The organism is Filimonas zeae (assembly GCF_014641615.1).
In the GTDB taxonomy this organism is placed as follows: Bacteria; Bacteroidota; Bacteroidia; order Chitinophagales; family Chitinophagaceae; genus Filimonas; species Filimonas zeae.
In genome coordinates this window covers 896,036-918,553 of the sequence record NZ_BMIB01000004.1, presented here as the reverse complement: position 1 = coordinate 918,553, position 22,518 = coordinate 896,036, and the positions used below count along the sequence as shown (strand labels likewise).

General features: G+C 42.4%; 20 protein-coding genes. 8 read left to right on the top strand and 12 right to left on the bottom strand.

The window, feature by feature from the left end:
- Positions 1–12: 12 nt before the first annotated feature.
- Genes mreC through IEY13_RS22250 form a run of 4 tightly spaced genes read left to right on the top strand, consistent with a single transcriptional unit; the run spans position 13 to position 3,579 of the window.
- Positions 13–861 (top strand): rod shape-determining protein MreC, encoded by an 849-nt coding sequence (gene mreC, locus IEY13_RS22265; RefSeq protein WP_188956383.1) that lies wholly within the window; start codon positions 13–15, stop codon positions 859–861.
- A gap of 4 nt (positions 862–865) precedes the next feature.
- Positions 866–1,399 (top strand): rod shape-determining protein MreD, encoded by a 534-nt coding sequence (locus IEY13_RS22260; protein WP_188956381.1) that lies wholly within the window; start codon positions 866–868, stop codon positions 1,397–1,399.
- Positions 1,400–1,456: 57 nt separating this feature from the next.
- Complete coding sequence (rodA, locus tag IEY13_RS22255) at positions 1,457–2,803, top strand: rod shape-determining protein RodA (protein WP_188956379.1); 1,347 nt, start codon at positions 1,457–1,459, stop codon at positions 2,801–2,803.
- Between the two features lie 38 nt (positions 2,804–2,841).
- A complete protein-coding gene (locus tag IEY13_RS22250; protein ID WP_188956377.1) occupies positions 2,842–3,579 on the top strand; it encodes an MBL fold metallo-hydrolase in 738 nt (245 codons plus the stop codon).
- 30 nt (positions 3,580–3,609) lie between these two features.
- Here the strand turns inward: IEY13_RS22250 and IEY13_RS22245 are convergent, their stop codons facing one another.
- The 8 genes from IEY13_RS22245 to IEY13_RS22210 form a co-directional block, all read right to left on the bottom strand.
- The gene (locus IEY13_RS22245) at positions 3,610–3,969 is read right to left on the bottom strand and encodes a hypothetical protein (protein WP_188956375.1); all 360 of its coding nucleotides are present in this window, start codon (positions 3,967–3,969) and stop codon (positions 3,610–3,612) included.
- A 66-nt stretch (positions 3,970–4,035) separates the two neighbouring features.
- Positions 4,036–4,788, bottom strand: a complete 753-nt coding sequence (locus IEY13_RS22240) for a hypothetical protein (protein ID WP_188956373.1) — start codon at positions 4,786–4,788, stop codon at positions 4,036–4,038.
- Between the two features lie 34 nt (positions 4,789–4,822).
- A complete protein-coding gene (locus IEY13_RS22235; RefSeq protein ID WP_188956371.1) occupies positions 4,823–5,368 on the bottom strand; it encodes an RNA polymerase sigma factor in 546 nt (181 codons plus the stop codon).
- 97 nt (positions 5,369–5,465) lie between these two features.
- Positions 5,466–6,425, bottom strand: a complete 960-nt coding sequence (locus IEY13_RS22230) for a transketolase family protein (protein WP_188956369.1) — start codon at positions 6,423–6,425, stop codon at positions 5,466–5,468.
- Between the two features lie 42 nt (positions 6,426–6,467).
- Entirely contained in the window at positions 6,468–7,523 is a 1,056-nt protein-coding gene (galE, locus tag IEY13_RS22225; RefSeq protein WP_188956366.1) for a UDP-glucose 4-epimerase GalE, read from the bottom strand.
- A gap of 44 nt (positions 7,524–7,567) precedes the next feature.
- Positions 7,568–8,581, bottom strand: coding sequence for an inorganic phosphate transporter (locus IEY13_RS22220; protein ID WP_188956364.1), 1,014 nt, complete (start codon positions 8,579–8,581; stop codon positions 7,568–7,570).
- Between the two features lie 22 nt (positions 8,582–8,603).
- On the bottom strand, positions 8,604–9,221 hold the full coding sequence (locus tag IEY13_RS22215; protein WP_262891989.1) for a DUF47 domain-containing protein: 618 nt from the start codon (positions 9,219–9,221) through the stop codon (positions 8,604–8,606).
- A 120-nt stretch (positions 9,222–9,341) separates the two neighbouring features.
- Positions 9,342–11,531, bottom strand: coding sequence for a T9SS type A sorting domain-containing protein (locus IEY13_RS22210; RefSeq protein WP_188956360.1), 2,190 nt, complete (start codon positions 11,529–11,531; stop codon positions 9,342–9,344).
- A gap of 181 nt (positions 11,532–11,712) precedes the next feature.
- On the opposite strand from IEY13_RS22210, the gene IEY13_RS22205 reads away from it, so the two are divergent.
- The 3 genes from IEY13_RS22205 (at position 11,713) to IEY13_RS22195 (ending at position 16,701) form a co-directional block, all read left to right on the top strand.
- The gene (locus IEY13_RS22205; protein ID WP_188956358.1) at positions 11,713–14,496 is read left to right on the top strand and encodes a TonB-dependent receptor; all 2,784 of its coding nucleotides are present in this window, start codon (positions 11,713–11,715) and stop codon (positions 14,494–14,496) included.
- Positions 14,497–14,580: 84 nt separating this feature from the next.
- A complete protein-coding gene (locus tag IEY13_RS22200; protein ID WP_188956356.1) occupies positions 14,581–16,008 on the top strand; it encodes a beta-helix domain-containing protein in 1,428 nt (475 codons plus the stop codon).
- A gap of 162 nt (positions 16,009–16,170) precedes the next feature.
- Complete coding sequence (locus IEY13_RS22195; RefSeq protein WP_188956355.1) at positions 16,171–16,701, top strand: zinc metalloprotease; 531 nt, start codon at positions 16,171–16,173, stop codon at positions 16,699–16,701.
- A gap of 126 nt (positions 16,702–16,827) precedes the next feature.
- On the opposite strand, the gene IEY13_RS22190 is transcribed toward IEY13_RS22195, so the two are convergent.
- The 3 genes from IEY13_RS22190 to IEY13_RS22180 all read right to left on the bottom strand — a co-directional run bounded on the left by IEY13_RS22190 (position 16,828) and on the right by IEY13_RS22180 (position 19,516).
- Positions 16,828–17,670, bottom strand: coding sequence for a hypothetical protein (locus tag IEY13_RS22190; RefSeq protein WP_188956353.1), 843 nt, complete (start codon positions 17,668–17,670; stop codon positions 16,828–16,830).
- A gap of 56 nt (positions 17,671–17,726) precedes the next feature.
- Positions 17,727–18,776 carry a sensor histidine kinase gene (locus IEY13_RS22185; protein WP_188956351.1) on the bottom strand — a complete coding sequence of 350 codons (1,050 nt, stop codon included), beginning with the start codon at positions 18,774–18,776 and terminating at the stop codon, positions 17,727–17,729.
- Positions 18,777–18,838: 62 nt separating this feature from the next.
- Entirely contained in the window at positions 18,839–19,516 is a 678-nt protein-coding gene (locus IEY13_RS22180) for a response regulator (protein WP_188956349.1), read from the bottom strand.
- A gap of 150 nt (positions 19,517–19,666) precedes the next feature.
- Here IEY13_RS22180 and IEY13_RS22175 point away from each other — a divergent pair, with 150 nt between their 5' ends.
- Positions 19,667–21,847, top strand: a complete 2,181-nt coding sequence (locus IEY13_RS22175; RefSeq protein WP_188956346.1) for a hypothetical protein — start codon at positions 19,667–19,669, stop codon at positions 21,845–21,847.
- A gap of 9 nt (positions 21,848–21,856) precedes the next feature.
- On the opposite strand, the gene IEY13_RS22170 is transcribed toward IEY13_RS22175, so the two are convergent.
- Positions 21,857–22,495, bottom strand: coding sequence for an MBL fold metallo-hydrolase (locus tag IEY13_RS22170; protein ID WP_188956345.1), 639 nt, complete (start codon positions 22,493–22,495; stop codon positions 21,857–21,859).
- Positions 22,496–22,518: the final 23 nt, after the last annotated feature.

Here is a 22,518-nt window from a genome sequence, read left to right as displayed (position 1 = left end):
CCCGTTTGCTGCATGCGCAACATTATTCTGTTTATCAGGCGCTTTTTTATTCTGGTAGTGTTTTTTGTGCTACAGGGCATTTGTATAGCTATTCTGGTGAGATACAACAAAACCTACGAGGCTGTATTTGCCAATTCCGCCACGGAAATTACCGGGCGGGTAGATAACCAGTATAATAAGGTGGAGTACTTTTTTCACCTGAAAAAGACCAATAAACAGCTTTCGGAAGAGAATGCCCGTTTGCGGAACATGCTGGCTACGAATTATATTGGTCCGGAAGTAAGTACCCTGCATCATCTGGATACTACTTTCCGGGATACCACCGGCAAGGTGCGTATATTTTCCTGGTTGCCGGCTAAGGTGGTAAACAACTCCTTTTCGGAAGAGAATAACTATTTAACATTATACCGTGGCGAAAAGCAGGGGGTGGAAAAAGATATGGCTGTAACCGGGCCTGATGGTATAGTGGGTAAGGTGGTACTGGTAAGTTCCAATTACTGCCGGGTGATGAGTTTGTTAAACCGCAACAGCAAGGTTAGCGCCATGCTGAAAAAAGAGTTATATACCGGCGCGGTGGAATGGGATGGAGCCGATCCGCGTTTTGTTACTTTAAAGAATATACCCAAAAGTGCAAAGGTGGTAAAAGGGGATACCGTGTTAACCAGTAATCTGAGTGGCAACTATCCTCCAGGGTTAATGATTGGTACAGTTGAGTTGGTGCAGTCAGAACAGGCCAGTAACTTTTATACCATGAAAGTGAAAACAGCTACCAACTTCTTTAACCTGCAATACGCCTATCTGATACAGAACGAAACCTGGAAAGAGCAGAAAGCGCTGGAGGCGCAAGTCACCCCCAAATAAGCAGATGAGCACACTTGTTAAAAATATTATCCGTTTTATCCTGTTTCTGCTTGTTCAGGCGCTTGTGCTGGATAAGGTTCCTCCTTTACACCAGTTTGTAAAGCCTTACCTGTATTTTCTGTATATATTATGGTTGCCTTTTAATACACCCCGTATAGGCCTGATGTTTATTTCGTTTGCCTTTGGCCTGTGTATGGACTATTTATCGGGCACGCCAGGTTTGCATGCAGCGCCTTGTGTACTGATAGCCTATCTGAGGCCTTTTTTACTGAATGTACTGATGCCCCAGGAGAAAACGGAGCTTTCCTATGGTGAACCGGGTATTGCCAGCATTGGCTTTGCGCCCTATAGTGTATATGTGGTGTTGCTTACTTTTATTCACCATGCCTACCTGGTACTGATAGAATGGCTGCAGTTTGGTGATTTCCTCTTTTTTATTGGCAAGGTGGCGGCTACTACGGCTGTAAGTTTGCTGATGATTTTTGTAACGGAGGTATTGTTCTACCGTAAATCCCGTTTCAGAACAAATGCGGCTTAATACATGGCTGTTTCTGCCCGGTATTTGAATATTTTTGTCTGGTAACCTTCATTTTTCATGAGCAACAATAATGGTATTAACATATCCAAAGGTATTGACTGGTGGACCGTGCTGTTATATGCCGTGCTGGTTAGCATAGGCATTCTCTGCATTTTTATGGTGGAGTACAAAACAGACACTAACTGGCTGTCTTCTTTGTTTACCGGTAAAACCAACTACAGCAAGCAGATATGGTTTGCAGGGTTTTGTACTGTTGTAGCTACATTTATATTGCTGAGTGATAGTAAGCTGTATACGGCTTTTGCCAACCTGCTGTACGTGTTTGGGATTTTTCTGATGCTGCTTACGTTTGTGTTGGGTAAAGATATTAACGGCTCCAGAAGCTGGATTCCCATGGGGGGTGGTTTTAACCTGCAGCCTGCGGAAGTGTGTAAGATTTTTGCGGCGCTGGCGCTGGCCAAATTTATATCACGACAGGATACTGACTTTTCAAAACCTACTGCTCAGATTATTGCAGCTGCTATTGCCCTTGCGCCGGCAGTGCTTTCTGTAGCGCAGAACGAAACCGGTCTGGCGCTGGTGTATGCTTCGTTTTTTATTGTAATGTTCCGCGAGGGGCTGCCATCCTGGATATTGATTGTTGGTTTTTCTTTTGGTACGCTGGTGGTGGCCACCCTTATTGTGGAGCCTAACCTGCTGGCCATTATTTTAACCGTTATTGCCGGGGTGAGCGTGTATATTATGCGCAGGCAGATTAAGCGTAATAAAGCATTACTGATTGCAATAATAGGTTTGTGGGTGTTTTGTGTGGGGGTACAACGTTTTGCGGTGCCTTATATTTTTAATAATGTGTTTCATTGCTACCAGTCGCAACGTATTTACAGCATGGTGGGTAAGGATTATGACTGTAGCCAGAACAGAAGTGCTAAAGCAGGCGCTGCTAATGACAAGCCGGTAAAGAAACCAGATGATTATAACGTTCGCCAGAGCAAAATAGCTATTGGTTCCGGCGGTATTCTGGGGCGTGGCTTTTTAAAGGGTACCCAAACCAGAGGTAAGTACGTACCAGAGCAGCATACTGACTTTATTTTTACTTCATTAGGCGAGGCCTTTGGGTTTACAGGGTGCCTTATTTTTCTGGGTATTTATCTGGCGTTGCTGTTCCGGATTGTAAAAATAGCCGAGCGGCAACGAAGTACTTTCAGCCGGGTGTATGCGTATAGTGTTGCCAGTATTTTGTTTTTGCATATTGCTATTAATGTGTGTATGACGATTGGATTGTTTCCGATTATTGGTATTCCATTACCGCTGATCAGTTACGGAGGTTCATCGTTGCTTACGTTTACTATTCTCATCTTTATTATGATACGACTGGATGCTGACAAGCACATGGTGTTGCGTTAGCAGGTATTTGTATTTTTGCAATTCTGAATGTAGATGTTATGAAGATTATTCCGTTATCTGAAGGGGTATTTACGATAGATAAAACGAAAGTGTTTGTGCCGTTTGATGAGCAGCAGGACGATTTGCAGAGCAGGCCTATAGGCAGCTTACTGGTAGAAGTTCAGCCTTTTGCTGTGGTTACGGAAAAAGATGTGCTGTTACTGGACGCCGGGCTGGGTTTTAGCCGCAATGGTGAATTACAGCTGATTACCAACCTGAAGAACAATGGCATACAGCCGGAGCAGGTTACTAAAGTGCTGATGTCGCACCTGCATAAAGACCATGCTGGCGGCGTAAGTTTTCAGGACAAGCTGGGTAACTATCATATTGCTTTTCCCAACGCTACTTATTATATACAGGAGAAAGAACTGGCATTTGCCTTTGAAACCGGTTTTCCCTCCTTTATGCCTGAGGAGTTAGGTGTGTTACAAAATCACCCGCAGGTAGTATTACTAAATGGCGATGGTGTAATTGACGAATATATCCGTTATGAGGTAACCGGCGGCCATAGCCCTCATCACCAGGTATATTGGATTGAAGAAGGTGGGGAAACCATATTCTTTGGTGCGGATGATGCGCCTCAGTTGTCGCAGATGAAAAGTCGTTTTGTGGCTAAGTATGATTATGACGGCAAAAAGTGTATGGAGTTACGCCTGAAGTGGTGGGAAGAGGGGCATGAAAAGCACTGGACTTTCCTGTTTTATCATGATGTAAAATCGCCTGTTTATAAAGCCTAATATACTTTGCAGGTACCGGTTGCTTTTTAGTTACTGGTACCTGTTGGCTTCCTTACGGGCTTTTTTCCGGTTGTCCAGTTCCTTTCTTAACAACTCGCGGAAACTACGTTCTACAGTAAAGGTTTTGTTTACTCTTTCCTGATCTACCAGTATCTTTTTAAACTCAGGGCGGTATTTTTTGCGTACCTGCAGAATGGTTTCTTCAAACAGTATTTCATCGTCAATTTCATCCTGCGACTTTTTTACTTTTCTCAGCTCGTTCATGTAGGCGTTGTATACAGGCCAGAATTGCTGGGCTTCCTGTGGTGTGAGGTTAAGTTGCCGGGTGATGTAGGCAATGCGGATAGCTTCCGTTTTGTTGGCAGCCTTTTTATCAGGCTGTTGTGCCATTGCAAAACAGTAAAGCAGCAGAGAAAATGATATAAAAAGAAACCTCTTTTTCATCTTTCGTCAAATTTAAATCCCCTTCGCCAGTCCTTCGCCAGGATCACTGTTTTCTTTCAGATACTGACGGATTTCCTCTTCACTTATATCATTTACAATATGCTGAATGTCTGGTGACACACTGGTTACAGATGTACTTACGTCTGCGGTGGACGGATGTGTGCTAAGATAGTTAACTATTTCATCTTCAGATAAAACAGAAACTTCCTTCTTTACATCCAGGCTTTTACCGGTTTTAACTGTGCTGTTGCCGGATGTATTGCCAGCCGGCCCACCGTTATCGGTAAATACAAAAGCTGCTGTAACCATAATACCTGCCACCACTGCTGCTGCGGAATACCGGAGCCAACTGTTGACTTTACGTACAACACGAAGTGTGCGGAGCGTACTTGTATCAGCTACGGTTACCGGCATCTGAAGCTGTACCTCAAAATAGTTTTCGGGTATACTGAAAACCGGTTGTTTGGAAATGGTATTTAATAGCGGTGCTAATTGCTGCAGTTCCTGGTAAACCTCTTTATTACCGGCAACAGTTTGCTGGGACGCGCCTGCTTGTAAGTGTACCTGAGACAGGATGCGGGAAGAAAGTGCATCAAAATAACCGGTAGGAACCTGATAGGGAGTCTGTTGCGGAGTCTGCAAAGTGGCAGAGAAGCGGATATGCGACATAATATGGCCGGGAAGTGTATCGAAATACCATTCCGGTACGGTGTAAACATTACTGCGGGGCACCTCCATCCATATATCACTACTATTCTCTGTCATGTCACTTTTTTTGACTCATGCAGTTCCGGCTGGTTTAATGATTGCGTATAAAGTCTTCTATTTTTTTAACGGCGTGGTGGTAGCTGGCCTTTAAAGCTCCTTCGCTGGTTTCCAGCACGCGGCTCATTTCTTCGTACGGCATTTCATCGTAATACCGAAGGTTGAATACAATGCGCTGCTTTTCAGGAAGTTGTTGTATGGCCAGTTGCAACTTCCATTCCAGTTTGTTGCTATCGAAGTGCCTGTCGGCCATTATTTTGTTGCTGAGATTGCTTTCTACATCGCTGAGACTAACGGCGCTGCGTTTTTTCTGTTGTTCCAGAAAGGTGAGCGATTCGTTGGTGGCAATGCGGTAAAGCCAGGTGTATAACTGGCTATCTTCCCGGAAATTATCAAGGGCATTCCACACTTTGATAAACATGTTCTGCAATACATCATGCGTATCGTCATGATCTACTACCATGCGGCGGATATGCCAGTATAGTTTCTCCTGGTATTTTTTAATGATACCCGTAAAGGCTTGCTCCCTGGTTTCAGGCTGCCGGAAAAGATGCAGGAGTTCCTTGTCGTCGGGGTACATGCAGATGGCTTGATTGTTTATAATAACTTACCCAAAAATAAGTCCCGCCTTAGAAAGCGGGACTTAGTGTGAAAACGTTTTAACATTTTTCTGGTAATTATTTGCGGCTCAATGCTTTTTCAGCAGCGGCTACAATATCAGCGGTATCCAGGCCGTATTTAGCCAGCAGCTCGGTGGGTTTACCACTTTCGCCAAAAGTATCTTTAGTACCAATATACTCAATTGGAATTGGCAGGTGCTTAGCAGCAACCTGTGCAATGCTATCGCCCAAACCACCTAAAATGTTGTGCTCTTCGCAGGTAACAGCGCAACGGGTTTTGGTGATAGATTTCAGCACAGCTTCTTCATCCAGCGGCTTGATAGTATGTATGTTGATCAGTTCTACGCTATAGCCTTTTTCTTCCAGAATACGTCCGGCTTCAATAGCCTTCCATACCAGGTGCCCACAGGCAAACAGGGTAATGTCTTTACCTTCGTTTAACACCTGTGCCTTACCAATTACAAAGTCGCTACCGTCTTCTGCGGTAAAATTGGGCCATTTTGGACGGCCAAAACGCAGGTAAACCGGGCCTTCGTAAGCAGCGATGGCTTTGGTAGCTGCTTTGGTCTGGTTAAAGTCGCAAGGCACAATCACTGTCATACCGGGCAGCATTTTCATCATGCCTATATCTTCCAGTATCTGGTGGGTAGCACCATCTTCGCCCAGTGTTAAACCGGCGTGGCTGGCGCATATCTTTACGTTTTTACCGCTATAAGCAACACTCTGGCGAATCTGGTCGTATACGCGGCCGGTGCTGAAGTTGGCAAATGTAGTAGTGTAAGGAATTTTACCGCCGATGGTAAGGCCGGCAGCAATACCAATCATGTTGGCTTCTGCAATACCTACCTGTACATATCTTTCAGGAAACTCTTTTATAAACGGACCTATTTTCATGGAGCCGGCCAGGTCTGCTGTAAGTACTACTACATTAGGATTGGCTTTACCAATTTCATATATGCCTTCGCCAAAACCACCTCTGGTTTCTTTTTCGTTTTGTACCTGAATATCTTTCAGCATTGCTCTTATTATTATTGAATGAACAAATGTAAATGGATGATTTTAATTGAGGGCAGGATTCTGCTTTTTCATTAAAGCTTCATCTTCCTTCACTTTCAGCTCCCACTTCCATGCAGTGCGCATCATTTCGTCCAGATCGTACTTGATTTCCCATTTAAGGGTATCTACGGCATGGGCGTTATTGGCGTAAATAGCTACTACATCACCTGCGCGACGGGGAGAGATTTTATAATTCAGCTTTTGACCAGACACTTTTTCGAAAGAGTTGATGGCTTCCAGAACGGTAACGCCGTTGCCCGTACCCAGGTTAAACACCTCGCATTTGCTGGTATTTCTCTTATCCATCAGAAACTGGATGGCCAGGGTGTGTGCATGTGCGATATCGCAAACATGAATAAAGTCGCGTACACAGCTGCCATCGCGGGTTTCATAATCATCACCAAACACATTCATCTGCGGCAGTTTGCCAATAGCGGTTTGTGTAATTACCGGTACCAGGTTCAGCGGCTTGCCAAGGGGCAGTTCACCAATATAAGCGGTAGGGTGCGCACCTACGGGGTTAAAGTAGCGTAATAAAATGGTATTGAACTGATAAGCACGGGCAAACTCTTCAATTACCTGTTCACCCATTTGCTTGGTAGCTCCGTAAGGAGATTCTGCCTTTTTAGTAGGTGTTTTTTCTGTAACCGGGATAGAATCAGGGTTGCCATATACGGTACAGGAAGAGGAGAAAACGAAATTGTCAATTTTAAACTCCTTCACACATTTGAGCAGGTTGATGAGGGAGAACATATTGTTTTCGAAATAGTCGAGGGGCTTTTCTACAGATTCGCCCACTGCTTTATAGGCTGCAAAATGAATAACGCCGGCGATATCCGGATTTTCCTGGAATACTGCCAGCGTTTCATCAAAATTCTTAAGGTCTACGTTATAGTTCTTCAGCTTTTTGCCGGTAATCTTTTCGATACCGTCTAACAGGTAAGTGGTAGAGCGGGAGTTGTCGTCGATAGAAATTACATCAAAGCCATTTTCAATTAAGTCCACTACGGTGTGCGATCCGATAAAGCCACAGCCGCCGGTTACCAGGATTTTAGACATGTTATTTTGCGTGCTTGTTATGGTACGCAAAATAACACAATAACCTAAATAAACAGCAGCATAATGTAATATGATATGGCTGCGAAGATGGCGCTTACCGGTATAGTAAGTACCCATGCCCATACCAGATTAATGGTTACACCCCAGCGAACTGCGCTTAACCTTTTGGTAGCGCCCACCCCGATAATTGAACCGGTAATGGTATGCGTGGTAGATACCGGTATTTTAAAATGCTCTGTTAAAAACAGGGTTACCGCACCAGCTGTTTCAGCAGCCACGCCTTCCAGCGGGGTTACTTTGGTAATACGTGTACCCATGGTTTTTACAATTTTCCAGCCACCACTCATGGTACCCAGGCCAATGGCCACAAAACACATGATAGGTACCCAATCAGGAATATGATTGAGATCTGGAATATGATGGCTGGCCACCATGGCTGCGCCAATAATACCCATTACCTTTTGCGCATCGTTACTTCCGTGGCCAAGGCTGAACAGGCCGGATGATACCAGCTGCAGGCGTTTGAACCATTTTTCGGTTTTATACGGATTACCCCGTTTACAGAGGTGAACAATGAGAACGGTAATAATAAAGGCTATGATCATACCTATCATGGGAGCCAGCAGGATAAAGCATACGATAGGTATTACTTTGGCAGCTACTACCACCGCCAGGGTACCATATCTGGCTACCGCCGCACCAATTAAACCGCCGATGAGGGCATGGGAAGAACTGGAGGGGATACCAAACCACCAGGTAACCAGGTTCCAGATGATGGCGGAGATAAGGCCGGCCAGGATTACATACAATGCCAGCGGATCGCCCTTTTGGAGGGTAACGCTTTTGGCAATGGTATCTGCAATACCAAAATGCCCTACTACGTATTTGGAAATAAAGAAGGCGCCGAAGTTGAAAAATGCAGCCCACAATACGGCCTGAAAGGGCGTTAATACCTTGGTAGATACAATAGTGGCTATAGAGTTGGCGGCATCATGAAACCCGTTAATGTAGTCGAATATGAATGATAAGACTACAATTACAATTAATAATGTAACCATAAAAGGAGGTCTGTTGCCGTTACTAGGCGTATTTAACTATGATAGATTCTATTACGTTGGCTGCGTCTTCGCACTTGTCGGTAACGGTTTCCATAGCCTGATAGATTTCTCTTTTCTTGATCAGCTCTTTTACATCATTTTCCTGTTCAAAAAGCTTTTCAATGCTCATATCAAATACGTCATCTGCCTGGTTTTCAATGCTGTTTACGCGAACCATCGCTTCAGTCATCTGGCGTAAATTTTTCATATCACGCAAACCGTAGATAGCTTTTTTAATTTCCGCGCAACCCAGTTCAATCAATTCCGCCATTTTCTGAATACCGCTGTCGTTAGGGTTAACGCGGTAGAAATTGATTTTTTTGGCAGAAGAGAAGATATAGTCACAGATATCATCCAGTGAAGTAGCCAGGTAGTGGATATCCTCACGGTCGAAGGGAGTAATGAAATTACGCCCGAGTTCGGTGAAGATTTTATGGGTATGATCGTCATTTTTATGCTCCAGGTCTTCAATCAAACCAATCAGGGAGGCTCGTTTGTCAAGGTCAGGTTCGTATACTACCTGCTTGATTACCTGTCCCATGTGCTCGACATTTGTGCCCACATCTTCAAACAACTCATAGAAAACCCTGTTTTTAGGCATAAAAAGCTTGCCGATGTTGTTGATACCCATTTACATAAATTTTGGGGCAAAAATAGATTTAAGCAACCGAATTGGGTTCGGTTGCTTAAAGTTAACAATAAGATAATACTCTTGTTCTCGTCAGTTGTGCTGAATGATTACTTTTTTGCTTTTTTTAATGCTGCTATTTTGGACTTCAACAACATACATGCCGGTTGGCAGGCGTGATACATTGATTTTTTCCATTATTTGGCGGGTTGATAGCATTTTTGTTATAACTCCATTGCTACTGATAATTCTAATCGTGTTTATCTCTTTATCAGACATATTGGTGACAGTTAACCAGTTTGAAGCAGGATTAGGATAGATTTCGATTTGCGGGCTAGCCTTTGTGGAGTCTGATGTTACTGCCTTAGGTTGTTCCTGATCCGCAATGTTTGAACTCATTCTTGCCGGACTGGAGAAGGAAGGTCGCCGATCTTTATAGAATGAATTAGCGCAAAAGCCATACATGAATTCTCCATCATCGTCAGCTGTCGCCTGATAAAAAACCGGTGAGGTGCTACATGTTATATTGGGCTTTAATAGATAGCCAAATTCAAATGGATCGTACGGAGGGAAATAAGGATCATTTTGAACACTTTCTACTCCATTCATTTTGATAGGGTAGGTCTGGACTAAAAGAACATTTTGTCCTTGTCCATCTATACGTTCAAGATTAATAATAAGCTTTAAATAAAAATTTTGAGCGAAATCTCCGCCTGAAGCATACATGATTTGCTCGGATAGAGGCAGTGCTTTCTCTGTAAACTTCATATTATTGGATCCAATGCATTTAAAGTCAACAATGTATGATCCACGCCTCTCTAATCCGGTAATGGAGTTTTTAGGTAATTTTATTGGAAAATTATTGAACTGAGAAAAAGAACCAACGTCACTCACATGGATATATTCTGCTATAATTTGGGCCTGAATGTCATGTACTTTAAGGCCGGAGGCAGGATTAATTGCATAGTAACTCCTTGGTGTGCTTAAAAATGTAAAGTCTTTATATTCACCATGTGGTGAAGAGCCACGATATTGGCGATAAATCATTTCCGGAGTACTTAACAGTGTAAAAACTCCCATCGCCTCATTATAAATGGGATAGTCTTTTGTAATGCTTACGCCGGCGTTTTTACTGCCAGGATTGTCAAAATGAAAATTATGATAATTACTTTCTGTAGTTACTGTGCCGCTTAGATTAATATCCATATTAATGGTCATGGGCATAAGTTCAACTTTGGCAGGTCCCGCCTTTTTTCCTCCCAACACAAAATAGTCAACTACACTCATCGCTGTTCCCACATAAGGGATATCTTTTAACAGAACATTTTTTAAAAAATCCTTGACTTGACTATTGTTGGCTAAAGTTTGAATAGCACTTTTAATGTCTTCTTTTTTTATCGAATCTGTTGGAATTGTATTGGCGATTGAAGAAGCCAGACTGTAAAATGCATTCATTCCGGGAAGGGAATTGGTTATTGTTTTTTTTACGTCTGTATATATATCTTTAAATCCTAATTTAGAGTCATCATTAACGCTACCCTTTCCGCCGTTAATATCTGCAATTGTTTTCAAAGTACCGCTTGCTGTACCCTTTAATTTAATATCGGCTGTTCTCACCAAATGTGTTAATACGTTGATGTTAGACTGATACATACAAGTACAAGGATCAAATTGCATTGGAAAGTCCGTATAGAACCATTGACTTTGATCATTAATATATTTTACAACTGATTCAAATTTTTGTGTTCCATTGTTCCTTTCTGCATTGGTTGCATTTAGTTGGCTATTCGATAGATCGAATAGATTAGTTTGAATTCTACCCGGGAGGTTTTGAAATTGAATAACAATTTTCATTGCGTCGTAATCCTGTTGCCTGCATGTTTTAAAAAGCAGACGAAGTATGCCAGTGTATTTATTATATAATACCAACCATGAATGCTCTTTCTTTTCGCTGGTTGGCGTAATGTTATCATCCAGATATCCGAGATCTTTATGAATTAATTCCCATCCATCAGATGGTTGCATGTCTTTCAGTAGAGTTAGCAATTGGGTATTGCCGCCTCTGTAAAAAGGGGACTCTGTCATGTCACCAGGCACAGCTTGACATGTTGTGCTAATGTTGTAGCTGGGAAGAGTCCAATCAAACTTGTTCAATTTGGCTGGATTACCGGGATTGACAGCTGCTGCCGGATTGGTGGTTATTCCATTAATTGGATAAGGCTGCTGGGAAAACGAGACTAGCTGAATGATAAGAAATAAAAGGCAAAGGGTGTTTTTTTTCATTTTTTTTCTTCTAAAAAAAGAAAAATGTGTGAATAGATATTCATTAGCTTAATATTTAACCATACGGTCATATTTGTTTTATTAGTAATGGAACAAAGAGGCTCTTATTTCACGGGTTGGTAACATTGCGGTTACAATTTCTTAACATTCGGCTGGTACTTTCGCTCCAAAATATAAGGACGTGAAAAATTTGCTTTTGGGTGTTATTGTTTTGCTGCATATGGCTGCTTATGGGCAAACAGGCACAGGAAAGATTTCAGGGAAAGTACTTTCTTCTAATAATCAACCCATTGTTGGGGCTACTATAAAAGCCATAGAAAGCGCTAAAGGTACCAGAACAGACATTGATGGCCGGTATTTGCTGACATTACCTACTGGTAAATATACTATTACCATTAGCGCGCTTTCTTATGCTGCAAAGAGCATAGAAGGTGTGGAAGTTTCCGGCCAAAAAATTACAGATCTTGATATGGTACTTGACGCCGAGGTTAAAAACCTGGACGGCATTACGGTAAGATCTTCTTCTTCTGCAAAAAAGGAAACTGTTAGTACTGCTATTCTTTTTCAAAAAAATACCAACACTGTTGCTCAGGTGGTATCAGCTGAAGCAATTAAGAGATCTCCGGATAGGAATACCAGTGAGGTTTTAAAGCGTGTTTCGGGAGCATCTATTCAGGATGGTAAATTTATTGTGGTGCGAGGTTTGTCTGATCGCTATAATCAGGCTACTCTTAACGGGGCTTTGCTAAACAGTACAGAACCAGACCGGAAAACTTTTGCATTTGATATCTTTCCAAGTAATATTCTGGACAATATAATTGTCAATAAGGCTGCTGTTCCTGAATTGCCAGGTGAGTTTGCTGGTGGGTTGATTCAGTTAAATACTAAAGATGCTGTTGATAAAAGCTTTTTGACCGCTGTTGTAGGGGGTGGCTTCAATTCTCAGGCGGTATCTAATCCTTTTTACACTTATAAAGGAGGCAAAACCGACTGGCTGGGTGTAGATGACGGCACCAGAAAGCTGCCTGGTGGATTACCTGATTATAATGAATTTAATAATTTTTCCACCGGAAAGAGGTCTGAATATGGTCAGTTGTTTAATAACAACTGGGGCTATCACAAGCGTGGCGGGTTGATTAATAAAAACTTCCAGCTTACAGGCGGTCGTGTTTTGTATACTAATGGAGTAAGAAGAATTTCAGCCATCGCTTCTGTTAGCTACAATGAGCAATTCCGCAACTACAATAAGATAAACAGATTCACCGAGGGAGATGGAAGTGTAAGGTTTAATTATGTTGATAATTTTTCTGCAGACAACCTCTTACTGGGAGGCATTGTCAACGTCTCCTATCAGTCATCCCGCTTCAAACTAAGTCTGAAAAACAGCTATAATATTACCAGTACAGACCATTATATGATACGTACTGGTATTGACAACTCCAACCAGGCACAAGTAAATCTGCTTGGTTATCAATCTGCTTTTAAATCGAACAGATTATGGAACAGCCAGCTAAACGGCGAACATTTATTGGGAGCTGGCAGCAGTGCGGCCCGTATTAAATGGAATGCCAATATTGCTGTTTTAAATCAGAAGTTGCCTGATATGAAAAATCTGGCTTATAACGAGAATGAAATAAATGGCGTTAAAACATTTGTTGCCCAGATTAATGACGTTGCAGTACAGCCGGACAAAGTAGGCCGCTTCTTTTCTGATCTAAGTGACAAGATTTATGGAGTAAACGGTGACTTTTCAAAGCCATTTAACCTTGGTGGAAATCAACATGTGTTAAAGGTGGGCGCAATGGCACAGCGTAAAGACCGGGATTTTAACAGCCGTGTTTTTGCGGTAAGAACAAATGATAATAATACGGAGGTACGCTTTCAGCCTATTGATCAGATTTTTAATTCCACCAATTTTGCATCAGGAAAACTTTATATGTATGATGTAACGAGTGCTTCCAATAATTATGATGCTTTCGTAAATCTTTTTGCGGGCTATATACAGTTTGATAACAAAATTGCAGATAAAATAAAAATATCCTGGGGGGCGCGGGTTGAAAAATTTGAACAGGAAGTAAGCTTTATGACAACTACTGTTGGTGTTTCCAGGACTAATAATAGTTATACCGATTTCCTGCCTTCATTAAACCTGAACTATTCTTTAAATAATAAAACAAATCTGAGATTAAGTGGGTCGAGAACCGTTGCTCGTCCTGAGTTCAGGGAGATCGCAGCATTCTCCTTCTTCGATTTTGAGAGAAATGTAACTATTCAGGGGAATAGCTTTTTAAAGAGAACCAAAATTACTAATCTTGATGCCCGCTATGAATTATATCCGCAAGCCGGTGAACTGTTTACTTTAGGAGTATTTTACAAACATTTTGTTAGCCCTATTGAAAGTTCTTACAATTTTGCGTCTGGTTCTCCACAGTTTACCTATACCAATGCTAAATCGGCTGATAATTATGGTGTAGAATTTGAGTTCCGGAAAAAGCTTGATTTTATCAGTTTGCCGGTAGTAAAAGATATTACAGCTTTTGCCAATTTGGCTTTGATTGACAGTAAGGTGACATTTGATGCCAATGTGGCTGATCAGTTAAGTGGAAGACCCATGCAGGGACAATCACCTATTGTGGTTAATGCCGGTTTGCAGTATGTTAATGATGCATCTAAATCGAATGCCAGCATTTTATTCAATCGCATAGGTAGACGTATTGCTACAGTTGGATTTCCAGGTTTTGGTAATATTTACGAAGCTCCGCGTTCAATTATTGATTTTCAATTTACACAGGCATTAGCAAGATCATGGGAACTTAAGTTAACCGTTTCAGATCTGTTGAATCAAAAAGCTAATTTCTATCAGGATAATAACGGCGACAAAAAATACAGTGCTGACAAGGACAACCTTTTTAACTCTATGAATTATGGGGTCAACTTTGGAGCCAATCTGACTTATACATTTTAGCAAAGAGCTAATATTTAGATAACATTGGCGATACGTTTAATTAACATAGGTGTAAAATATTTGTGCATAATTCAAATTTCTTGTATGAAACAAACCAGAAGACTTTTATCGGCTTCAGCAGTGGGATTGGGTGCTCTTTTGTTAGGAGTAACAAGTTGTTCAAAAGATGATAATAACTCCAATCCTCCAACCAATACAGGCTCTGATACTTTGTCTGCCGCAATCACTACTTCCAGAACGTTGGTAACTGGTAAAACTTATTATCTGAAGGGGGTTGTATTTGTTTCTAACAATGCAACGCTGACTATACAGCCGGGAACTATCATCAAGGCTATCAAAGGTACCAAAGCTACGCTGGTAATCACCAAAGGTGCTAAAATAGATGCTCAGGGTACCCCTACACAACCTATCGTATTTACTTCTAACCAGGCAGTTGGTGCAAGAGATAAAGGCGACTGGGGTGGTATTGTACTTGTTGGTAATGGTATTACTAACTATACATATGGTGGTGTTAAAGGCAGAAGGTTACTGGAAGGTTTTGACCAAGCTGAGATTACTGCCTACGGAAATAATATTGTTGGTGGTGGTGATAACAACGCAGACAATTCCGGCTCTTTAAGATATACACGTATTGAATTTGCGGGTATTCCATTATCTTCTCAGTTGAACTCTGAATTGAATGGCTTAACCTTGTTGTGTGTAGGTAGTGGAACTACGTTGGATCATATTCAGGTGTCTTACTCTGGTGATGACTCCTTTGAGTGGTTCGGTGGCGCAGTAAACGCAAAATACCTGTTTGCTTACAGAGGCGTAGACGATGATTTTGATACTGACAATGGTTATGTTGGTAAAGTACAATTTGGTCTGTCAATCAGAGATAATTCTATTTTCGATGTGGGTACTGCGGCTTCAAACGGTTTTGAATCTGATAACGAAGATCCGGTTCCTACAACACTGAGCACTCCTTTAACTGCTCCTGTTTTCTCTAACATGACTTTCATCGGACCAGGTGCTTTTGTTGGTGCTTCTGCTGTTAATGCTGCATTTGGCAGAGCTGCTCTGTTAAGAAGAGGTACTCAGCTGTCTGTTTACAACTCGGTATTCCTGGGCTGGGCAAACGGCATCAACATTGACGGTGTTAACTCTAACGAGTGGGTTACCAACGGTCAAATGGAATTCAAAAATAACATAGTAGCAGGTTTCCCTGTTGGTAAATATATTTATGCGAGCAACGGTGGTGCTGCCGGTGCAAATCCAGCTGCTACTTTTATGGCTGCTGCAAACGCAAACGATACTACCATCAGCGATATCGCTAATCTGAAGTTTACTACTTTAAACGCTACAACTGTTGATGCTCGTCCTGCTACCGGTTCGCCGTTATTAGGTAAAGCTTCTTTCAGTGCGACTAAGCTGGCTGGTTTAACTAACGTAACATACGTTGGTGCACTGAACACCGGTGATACCTGGATGGACGGATGGGTTGAATTGGATCCTAAAAACAAAGCCTACTAGCATTAAATACAAATTTTAGACAAAGAGGTTGTGCCTGACGCACAACCTCTTTTTTTTCTCTAAATATCAAAAAATGAATCGCCAGACAGGGCTGATTTTTTACTTCAGCGGATGGCTCCCCTTCCACATCGTTATTTGTAGACAATGTAGCCAGTAACGGAAATGGATCGGCAAGAACACTCTCAGGATTTGCTGACTATTGCTCACGAGATAGGGCACATTCTGGGTTTGCGTCGCAGCAATTGGGAGGTTGACCCTAATTACGTTCCGGGAGCTGGCGCAAATTATTTCCCGGTAATAACCACTGAGGAGCCTAGTTCAATTATGAGATATGATATTGGTGTGCTTGGCTGGTCATGGACAGGCTTTTCTGCCAATGATACAGTAGCGGCTAATTATTTATATCCGGTGGAGTCCGTTGCAGCTTATGACAATGCTATTTTAGGACCTACTGTGGTGCCAGCTGTAGGCAATCTTACACATGATTGTGCTGCTCCTTATAGCGGCTTGGTTTACGACTGGCGTTTACTCGATATAAATGATAACTTATTGCATGATTTTTCAGATGTACCTACTGCTACACTGGAGTGGGGAGGTGGAATGACGCCAGGGCAACAATATAAGCTGCAGTGCCGTCTTGTAGGATTAGAATCACCCGGAACCTGGTCTAATTTAATTCTGACAGCTCAATAGAAATTAATACAGAGTTCGTTTTCCGTTCATAATTACTTTACATATGCCCTGCACCTTTGTTGTGCAGTTTGGTTCATAGCACACAAGTAACTAAGCAGATTTTCTCATGCCTGACAGCCCCGGTTTTTACCGGGGCTTTTTTGATTTACCTGTTAACTGATAGTTTACGCCCAAATGAATACCAAACAGCCGGGTGCCAAGAGACCATTGCAGATAGGCTGTTGTTTTACCCTGGGTAAGGTGTAAAGTGCCATTTACATATGCGTAGCGGCCGCCTGGCGTACCTTTTCCAAAATAGATATCACTATATTGTTTGCCCAGCATCAGATTCACTTCCAACTGAGCGCCAATGATGTTATGGGAAGAAGGAAACAGAATTTCTGTATAGCCGGAGAGGCTACCTAGTGTGCTGCTATTGGCAAGTCCGGAAACAGAGTCGGAATGCAAAGAATTTCTGAACGAGAGATAGTTACCAAACTCTTTATGCATGGCCACTTTGGAGCCCAGGCGTAATTCGGGAGCAGTATTAGACGGAGAGAGTGGTATTGCCACATGCATACCACCGTGGATATTACCGGTACCATAAAACAGATTGCCGGCACCGGCATTAATGGGTGCAACAGCTATATCATATGTATTTCGCCTATAGCTTGCAGTATCAAAAGCTTTGACATTGTAAATGCCGGCTACAAAGCCGCCTCCATAGTACGCCTGTAAAGTGCCGAAGTTATGTGTGCGATAAGCATTGATTTGCATGTTGGAACTCATATCTCTCCCCTGGTCGTTAGCTGAGCCGGTTTGCAAACTGGCATTACCATATAATGCAGACGCTATTTGTTCTTTTTTCAGCGGCACGGTATGGTAGGGGGTGTTGCTTCCATATACCGGTGAAACATAATAGGCCCTGCGTACACAGGACAGGCTTAAGGAGGCTAAGGTTGCGAGGGCTATAAGGTATTGGGCTTTCATTTGCTTTATTTGCAAACTGATACGGGAGAAATCTGCAGGGTTGTGTGAAAGAGTTGTTAATCCTTTCTTATGTCGAGTGTGAAGCCCAGAGTGGTACCGATGTCTACTTTACTACGAACATGCATTACGTGGTTATGTGCTTCTACAATGTGCTTGCAAATAGCCAATCCCAGGCCTGTACCTCCCACATCGCGGCTACGGCCACGGTCAGTACGGTAAAAGCGTTCAAATATGCGGGGCAGGTGTTCTTCCGAAATGCCTATTCCATCGTCGCTGATTTCTATAAGCGCATGCTGTTCGTCTGTTTTGTAAATGCTGGCCACAATATGGCCGTCCTGTTTGCCATATTTAATAGCGTTTGCTACCAGGTTAATAATTACCTGCCTTATTTTTTCTTTATCAGCAAAAACGGTAACGGGCTGTTCGCAGCCTTTTTTAAAGGTGCATTTTATATTTCTTCTGGCGCTTTTGATGGAGAGAGATTCGTATACCTCTCTTATCATATCCTGAATTACAAAGTTTTCTTTATAAAGCGGCTGTTCTCCACTTTCCAGACGGGATATTTCGTCCAGATCGCTTACCAGGTTCACCATTCTTATTACATTCTTGGAGGCATTTTCCAGAAAACGTGTAGCTATCTCGGGGTTTTCCAGTGCGCCGCCCAACAGTGTATCTACGTATCCCTGAATAGCAAAAATGGGTGTTTTGAATTCGTGGGCCAGGTTTTGCAGAAATTCTTTCCGGTAAGCCTCGTTGTTACGCAGGGCTTCAATTTCTGCTCTGCTTTGGGCGGCCCATTTTTCCACATCTTCCCTTACCTCGTCAATGCTTTTCTGGGGCAGAATGTACTTGTAATACATTTCTTCTTTTTTGGAAGCCTTTGTTTGGTAAATAAACTTATAAATGAGTTTGATTTTGCGGTATATAAAGCGCTGCAGCACATAGCGTATGAGCAGGTAGCCCCCTACAAATACAGCAATGAAGGCAATAATGCTTACCCATACGCTAAAGGTTACCAAAAAAAAGCCCAACCCTACAGGGAGGGAGAGTACCAGCGCAGTAAGCGCTGACAATTGATTAGGAGACAGGTTTTTTGTACTAAGCATTGGTTTAGTGTTATCATGGCAAAGGCCATAACACGCAATATAACCAAAAGTTACGCGACTGTTTAGATATCAAATTTGTAACCTACCCCTTTTACGGTGGTAATACAATCAATACCCAGCTTCTGGCGAATCTTTCTGATATGTACATCTATGGTTCTGTCGCCCACAATTACGTCGGCACCCCACACCTGACTCAGAATTTCATTGCGGAGGAAAACACGGCCCGGACGGGAGGCCAGCAGGTATAACAACTCAAACTCTTTTTTAGCCAGTATTACTTCTGCACCATCTACGGTTACCAGAAATTTTACAGGGTCGATAGAAATGTTGTTAATCTGCAGGGTTTTGTCGTCAGACTTGTTAATTCTTCTGAACAGGGCGTTTACGCGGCTGGTCAGCACTTTGGGGCTGATGGGCTTGTTTACGTAATCGTCTGCACCTGTTTCAAAACCTTTAATATGAGAGGCTTCATCGCTTAATGCGGTGAGGAAAATAATCAATGTATCCTGGAAAGCCGGTTGGCTGCGGAGTATTTCGCAAACCTGTACGCCGGTCTTTTTAGGCATCATAATATCGAGAATTACCAGATCAGGTGCCAGCTGCTTTGCTTTTACCAGAGCGTCTTCGCCATCTTTTGCAGTATGAATATCATAACCTTCTTTACGCAGGTTATACCCTATAATCTCTAAAATATCCGGCTCATCATCAGCAATCAGAACTTTCTTGCCCTTGGTTTCCATCTTAACAATATGTTTACACAAAAATAATGTTACGCGGTGTAACGCAGTGGTTTAGCGCATTATGTTATTGTTAAGGGTATATGGCCGCCTTTGGTCTTACTTTTGCATTAGTAAGATACGCTTTTGAACAGAGAAATAATAATTTACGGGATGAAGATGACTAAATTATACCTGCTGATAGTATTGCTGGCCTTAATAAAAACAACTGATGCTCAGATTGATAGCACGCGTATGCCTGAGATTCCGCTGATGCGGAAGAAGTTTCATGAAGATGTGGATAAGCTACAGCGCGAAATATTGAAACTGGATGGCAAGGATGACGGGCAGTTTACACCTTCCAATAATGAAGAACTGAATATGCAGGCTACTTATGCGGTGATAACAAAGACAGACCGCCTGCAACTGGCAATAGAATTGGATTCTGCGCTGGATGGCAACGATAAAATTAAGTATCTGCGTGGCCTGAATGACGTTTTATATGCTTTTGTGGCAGAAAATAAAGGCCGCAGAATAAAGCTGATAACTTTTACAGATGTGCTGAATGCTTATGAAGAGGCTATGCGGCTGGAGCGTCTGCAGCAGCCGATTACCCCGGTTATAGAAGCCAATTCGTTGGAAACCGGCAATATTCTGGTGCGTAGTTTTGCCTTTCAGCAAAATGCGGGGCTGGCATCTTCGAAGGATCTGCTGGTTGTGAAGGAGTGTCAGAAGTACCCTAACAAAATACTACCTATTCTTTCCAAATATCCCGATCTGCCTTACGCCGACAGTTTAATTGCGCTTGCTGCCAGAAGAAGTCAGGAAGAACTGTACAACTTTGCAGCTGCTACTACCAAACTGGGCGTGCGTATCCGGAAATCGGAAGATCCTCTGGTAAAAATTATTGCGCATATGGCGCGGCTTAAAACCGGGCGCCAGTATTTTCCTTTTCTGGATGATTTGTATAGAGGCAAACGCAGTTTTGCGGCTATAGATTCTGTAATGAATGACAGTGTGCAGTACTATAAACTGCTGGTGCAAACGCAGATTGCGTATGCAGATCGCTTGTTGAAAAGGGATACTCCGCTGGTGATGAATACTTTAACGGCCCGCCTGCAACAAAAGGCCAAAGATGTTTTTATTAATGAGATCAACGGTTTGCACGAATTGCCGGACGCAGTGCGGTTTAAAAAGATTGAATTGTTAACGCCGCAGGAATTGTATTACCTGGCTGTGTTGGGAGAGGAGGAAATTTATACGTCCAGTTATACCCATGGGGTATACCCGATGATATTTAAGAAAATGAAAGTGGCGCGTGGTGATTCATTGCTGATAAGTGTGCGTTTTGATCACTTTAAAAAGTGGATTAAGATGGCGGCAAATTATAATACGCTGGATCATTTTCTGAAAACCATGGAGAAAGAGAATGCTGAAATACTGATGAAGGCGTTTGTAAGAGGGTTGGATAAAACAAACAATCTGGAAGATGCGGTGGATGTAGCCAACTCTTATGCAAGTATTACCGATAAAGATTTGCAACAACTGATTATGAGTCAGGTGCAGCACAATCTGGCGGAAGTAAAGAAAAACCGCAATTTCCGTGGTGAACGCATTTATAGTATTTTGAATACCCTGTTTTTATCTATGGATTCTGCCAATCATATTGATGTGGCGGGAACACTGGGTATACCTCCGGTTTATTTTATGCCTAACAAATCTCTGCGCGACACTTCGGGCAGAATTGTGGTGCAACAGTTCTTTTATGGCGATAAAGATGGTAAAACGGTGTTTAATTCATTTGTAGGCCGTTTTTCTAATAGTAACTGGAAAATTACCAGTAATAATCAGTGGATAGCGGTTTCTTCTACCCGTGGTGTTCCGGTAACTATTTATGCTAATAAGCCACTGGACGAGGAAAAAGGATTGGATGCAGAAGCACAATCAGCTTTAAATAAGTATCTGGCAGAGAAAGAACTGAATCCATCTGTGGTTATTCACCGTGGGCACAGTTATTACCTGAATTCTACCATTGCCCAGTTGGCACCTTCTGCTAAAGTAATTCTGCTGGGAAGCTGTGGCGGGTATCAGAGTCTGAATACAGTATTAGGTATTTGTCCTTACGCGCAGATTATTTCTTCCAAACAAACAGGTAGTGGCTTAATCAACGCTCCTATGATTACTGCGCTGATGGAAACTGCCCGTGAAGGAAAGGATCTGAACTGGCCGGGGCTTTGGGGTAATTTGTCTAAAATACTTGGAAAGAATGAAATGTTTGCCGACTACGTACCACCCCATAAAAACCTGGGGGCCGTATTTATTATGGCATATAATAAAATGGAAGAGGCTGAATAGCCTCTTTTTTTATGTAAGAAAGGGATTGTGCCGCTTTTCATACCCGATGGTGGTAGGCCCGCCATGGCCCGGGTAAACCACTGTTTCATCCGGAAGGGTAAACAGCGTGTTAAGGATGCTGCTCAGCAATTGTTCGTGGTTGCCCCCGGGTAAATCTGTACGGCCAATACTGTCTCTGAATAACACATCGCCACCAATCAAAAAATGCTGATCTGCTGAATAGAAGCAGATGCTGCCTGGGGAATGGCCGGGCGCAAATAATACTTTCAGGATATCTTGTCCCAATGTTATATTGGTTCCTTCTTCTATAAAAGAAACAGGGCCTTTGTAATTATCGAAGGTAAGCCCATATTTAGCACCAGCTACCGGTGCCATTTCCATTACAATTTCTTCCTGTTTATGAAATTCCGGCAAAAGATTATAATGAGTGGCTGCCCAACCGGTACCAAACACATGATCCAGATGGCAGTGGGTAAAAACCAGCCGTACAGGCTTTAATTGTTTCGCTGCCAGTTGATTTTTTAATTCTTCCCATTCAGCGGAAAAGTAACATCCGGGATCTATAATAATGGCATCTCCTGTTTCGTTGGATAAAACGTAAGTGTTTTCTTGAAAGGGGTTAAAAGTAAATACATCAACCTTGATCATAACGCTATTTTTGAGTCTCTGTT

What these genes read in the sequence shown, in the direction of transcription:
- rodA (WP_188956379.1), top strand. Translation starts at nt 1,457, where the DNA reads ATGAGCAACAATAATGGTATTAACATATCCAAAGGTATTGACTGGTGG.
- IEY13_RS22175 (WP_188956346.1), top strand. Translation starts at nt 19,667, where the DNA reads ATGAAGATGACTAAATTATACCTGCTGATAGTATTGCTGGCCTTAATA.
- galE (WP_188956366.1), bottom strand. Translation starts at nt 7,523, where the DNA reads ATGTCTAAAATCCTGGTAACCGGCGGCTGTGGCTTTATCGGATCGCAC.
- IEY13_RS22215 (WP_262891989.1), bottom strand. Translation starts at nt 9,221, where the DNA reads ATGCCTAAAAACAGGGTTTTCTATGAGTTGTTTGAAGATGTGGGCACA.
- IEY13_RS22190 (WP_188956353.1), bottom strand. Translation starts at nt 17,670, where the DNA reads ATGAAAGCCCAATACCTTATAGCCCTCGCAACCTTAGCCTCCTTAAGC.
- IEY13_RS22185 (WP_188956351.1), bottom strand. Translation starts at nt 18,776, where the DNA reads ATGCTTAGTACAAAAAACCTGTCTCCTAATCAATTGTCAGCGCTTACT.
- IEY13_RS22170 (WP_188956345.1), bottom strand. Translation starts at nt 22,495, where the DNA reads ATGATCAAGGTTGATGTATTTACTTTTAACCCCTTTCAAGAAAACACT.
- IEY13_RS22245 (WP_188956375.1), bottom strand. Translation starts at nt 3,969, where the DNA reads ATGGCACAACAGCCTGATAAAAAGGCTGCCAACAAAACGGAAGCTATC.
- IEY13_RS22250 (WP_188956377.1), top strand. Translation starts at nt 2,842, where the DNA reads ATGAAGATTATTCCGTTATCTGAAGGGGTATTTACGATAGATAAAACG.
- IEY13_RS22200 (WP_188956356.1), top strand. Translation starts at nt 14,581, where the DNA reads ATGAAACAAACCAGAAGACTTTTATCGGCTTCAGCAGTGGGATTGGGT.
- IEY13_RS22220 (WP_188956364.1), bottom strand. Translation starts at nt 8,581, where the DNA reads ATGGTTACATTATTAATTGTAATTGTAGTCTTATCATTCATATTCGAC.
- IEY13_RS22180 (WP_188956349.1), bottom strand. Translation starts at nt 19,516, where the DNA reads ATGGAAACCAAGGGCAAGAAAGTTCTGATTGCTGATGATGAGCCGGAT.
- IEY13_RS22210 (WP_188956360.1), bottom strand. Translation starts at nt 11,531, where the DNA reads ATGAAAAAAAACACCCTTTGCCTTTTATTTCTTATCATTCAGCTAGTC.
- IEY13_RS22240 (WP_188956373.1), bottom strand. Translation starts at nt 4,788, where the DNA reads ATGACAGAGAATAGTAGTGATATATGGATGGAGGTGCCCCGCAGTAAT.
- mreC (WP_188956383.1), top strand. Translation starts at nt 13, where the DNA reads ATGCGCAACATTATTCTGTTTATCAGGCGCTTTTTTATTCTGGTAGTG.
- IEY13_RS22260 (WP_188956381.1), top strand. Translation starts at nt 866, where the DNA reads ATGAGCACACTTGTTAAAAATATTATCCGTTTTATCCTGTTTCTGCTT.
- IEY13_RS22230 (WP_188956369.1), bottom strand. Translation starts at nt 6,425, where the DNA reads ATGCTGAAAGATATTCAGGTACAAAACGAAAAAGAAACCAGAGGTGGT.
- IEY13_RS22235 (WP_188956371.1), bottom strand. Translation starts at nt 5,368, where the DNA reads ATGTACCCCGACGACAAGGAACTCCTGCATCTTTTCCGGCAGCCTGAA.
- IEY13_RS22195 (WP_188956355.1), top strand. Translation starts at nt 16,171, where the DNA reads ATGGATCGGCAAGAACACTCTCAGGATTTGCTGACTATTGCTCACGAG.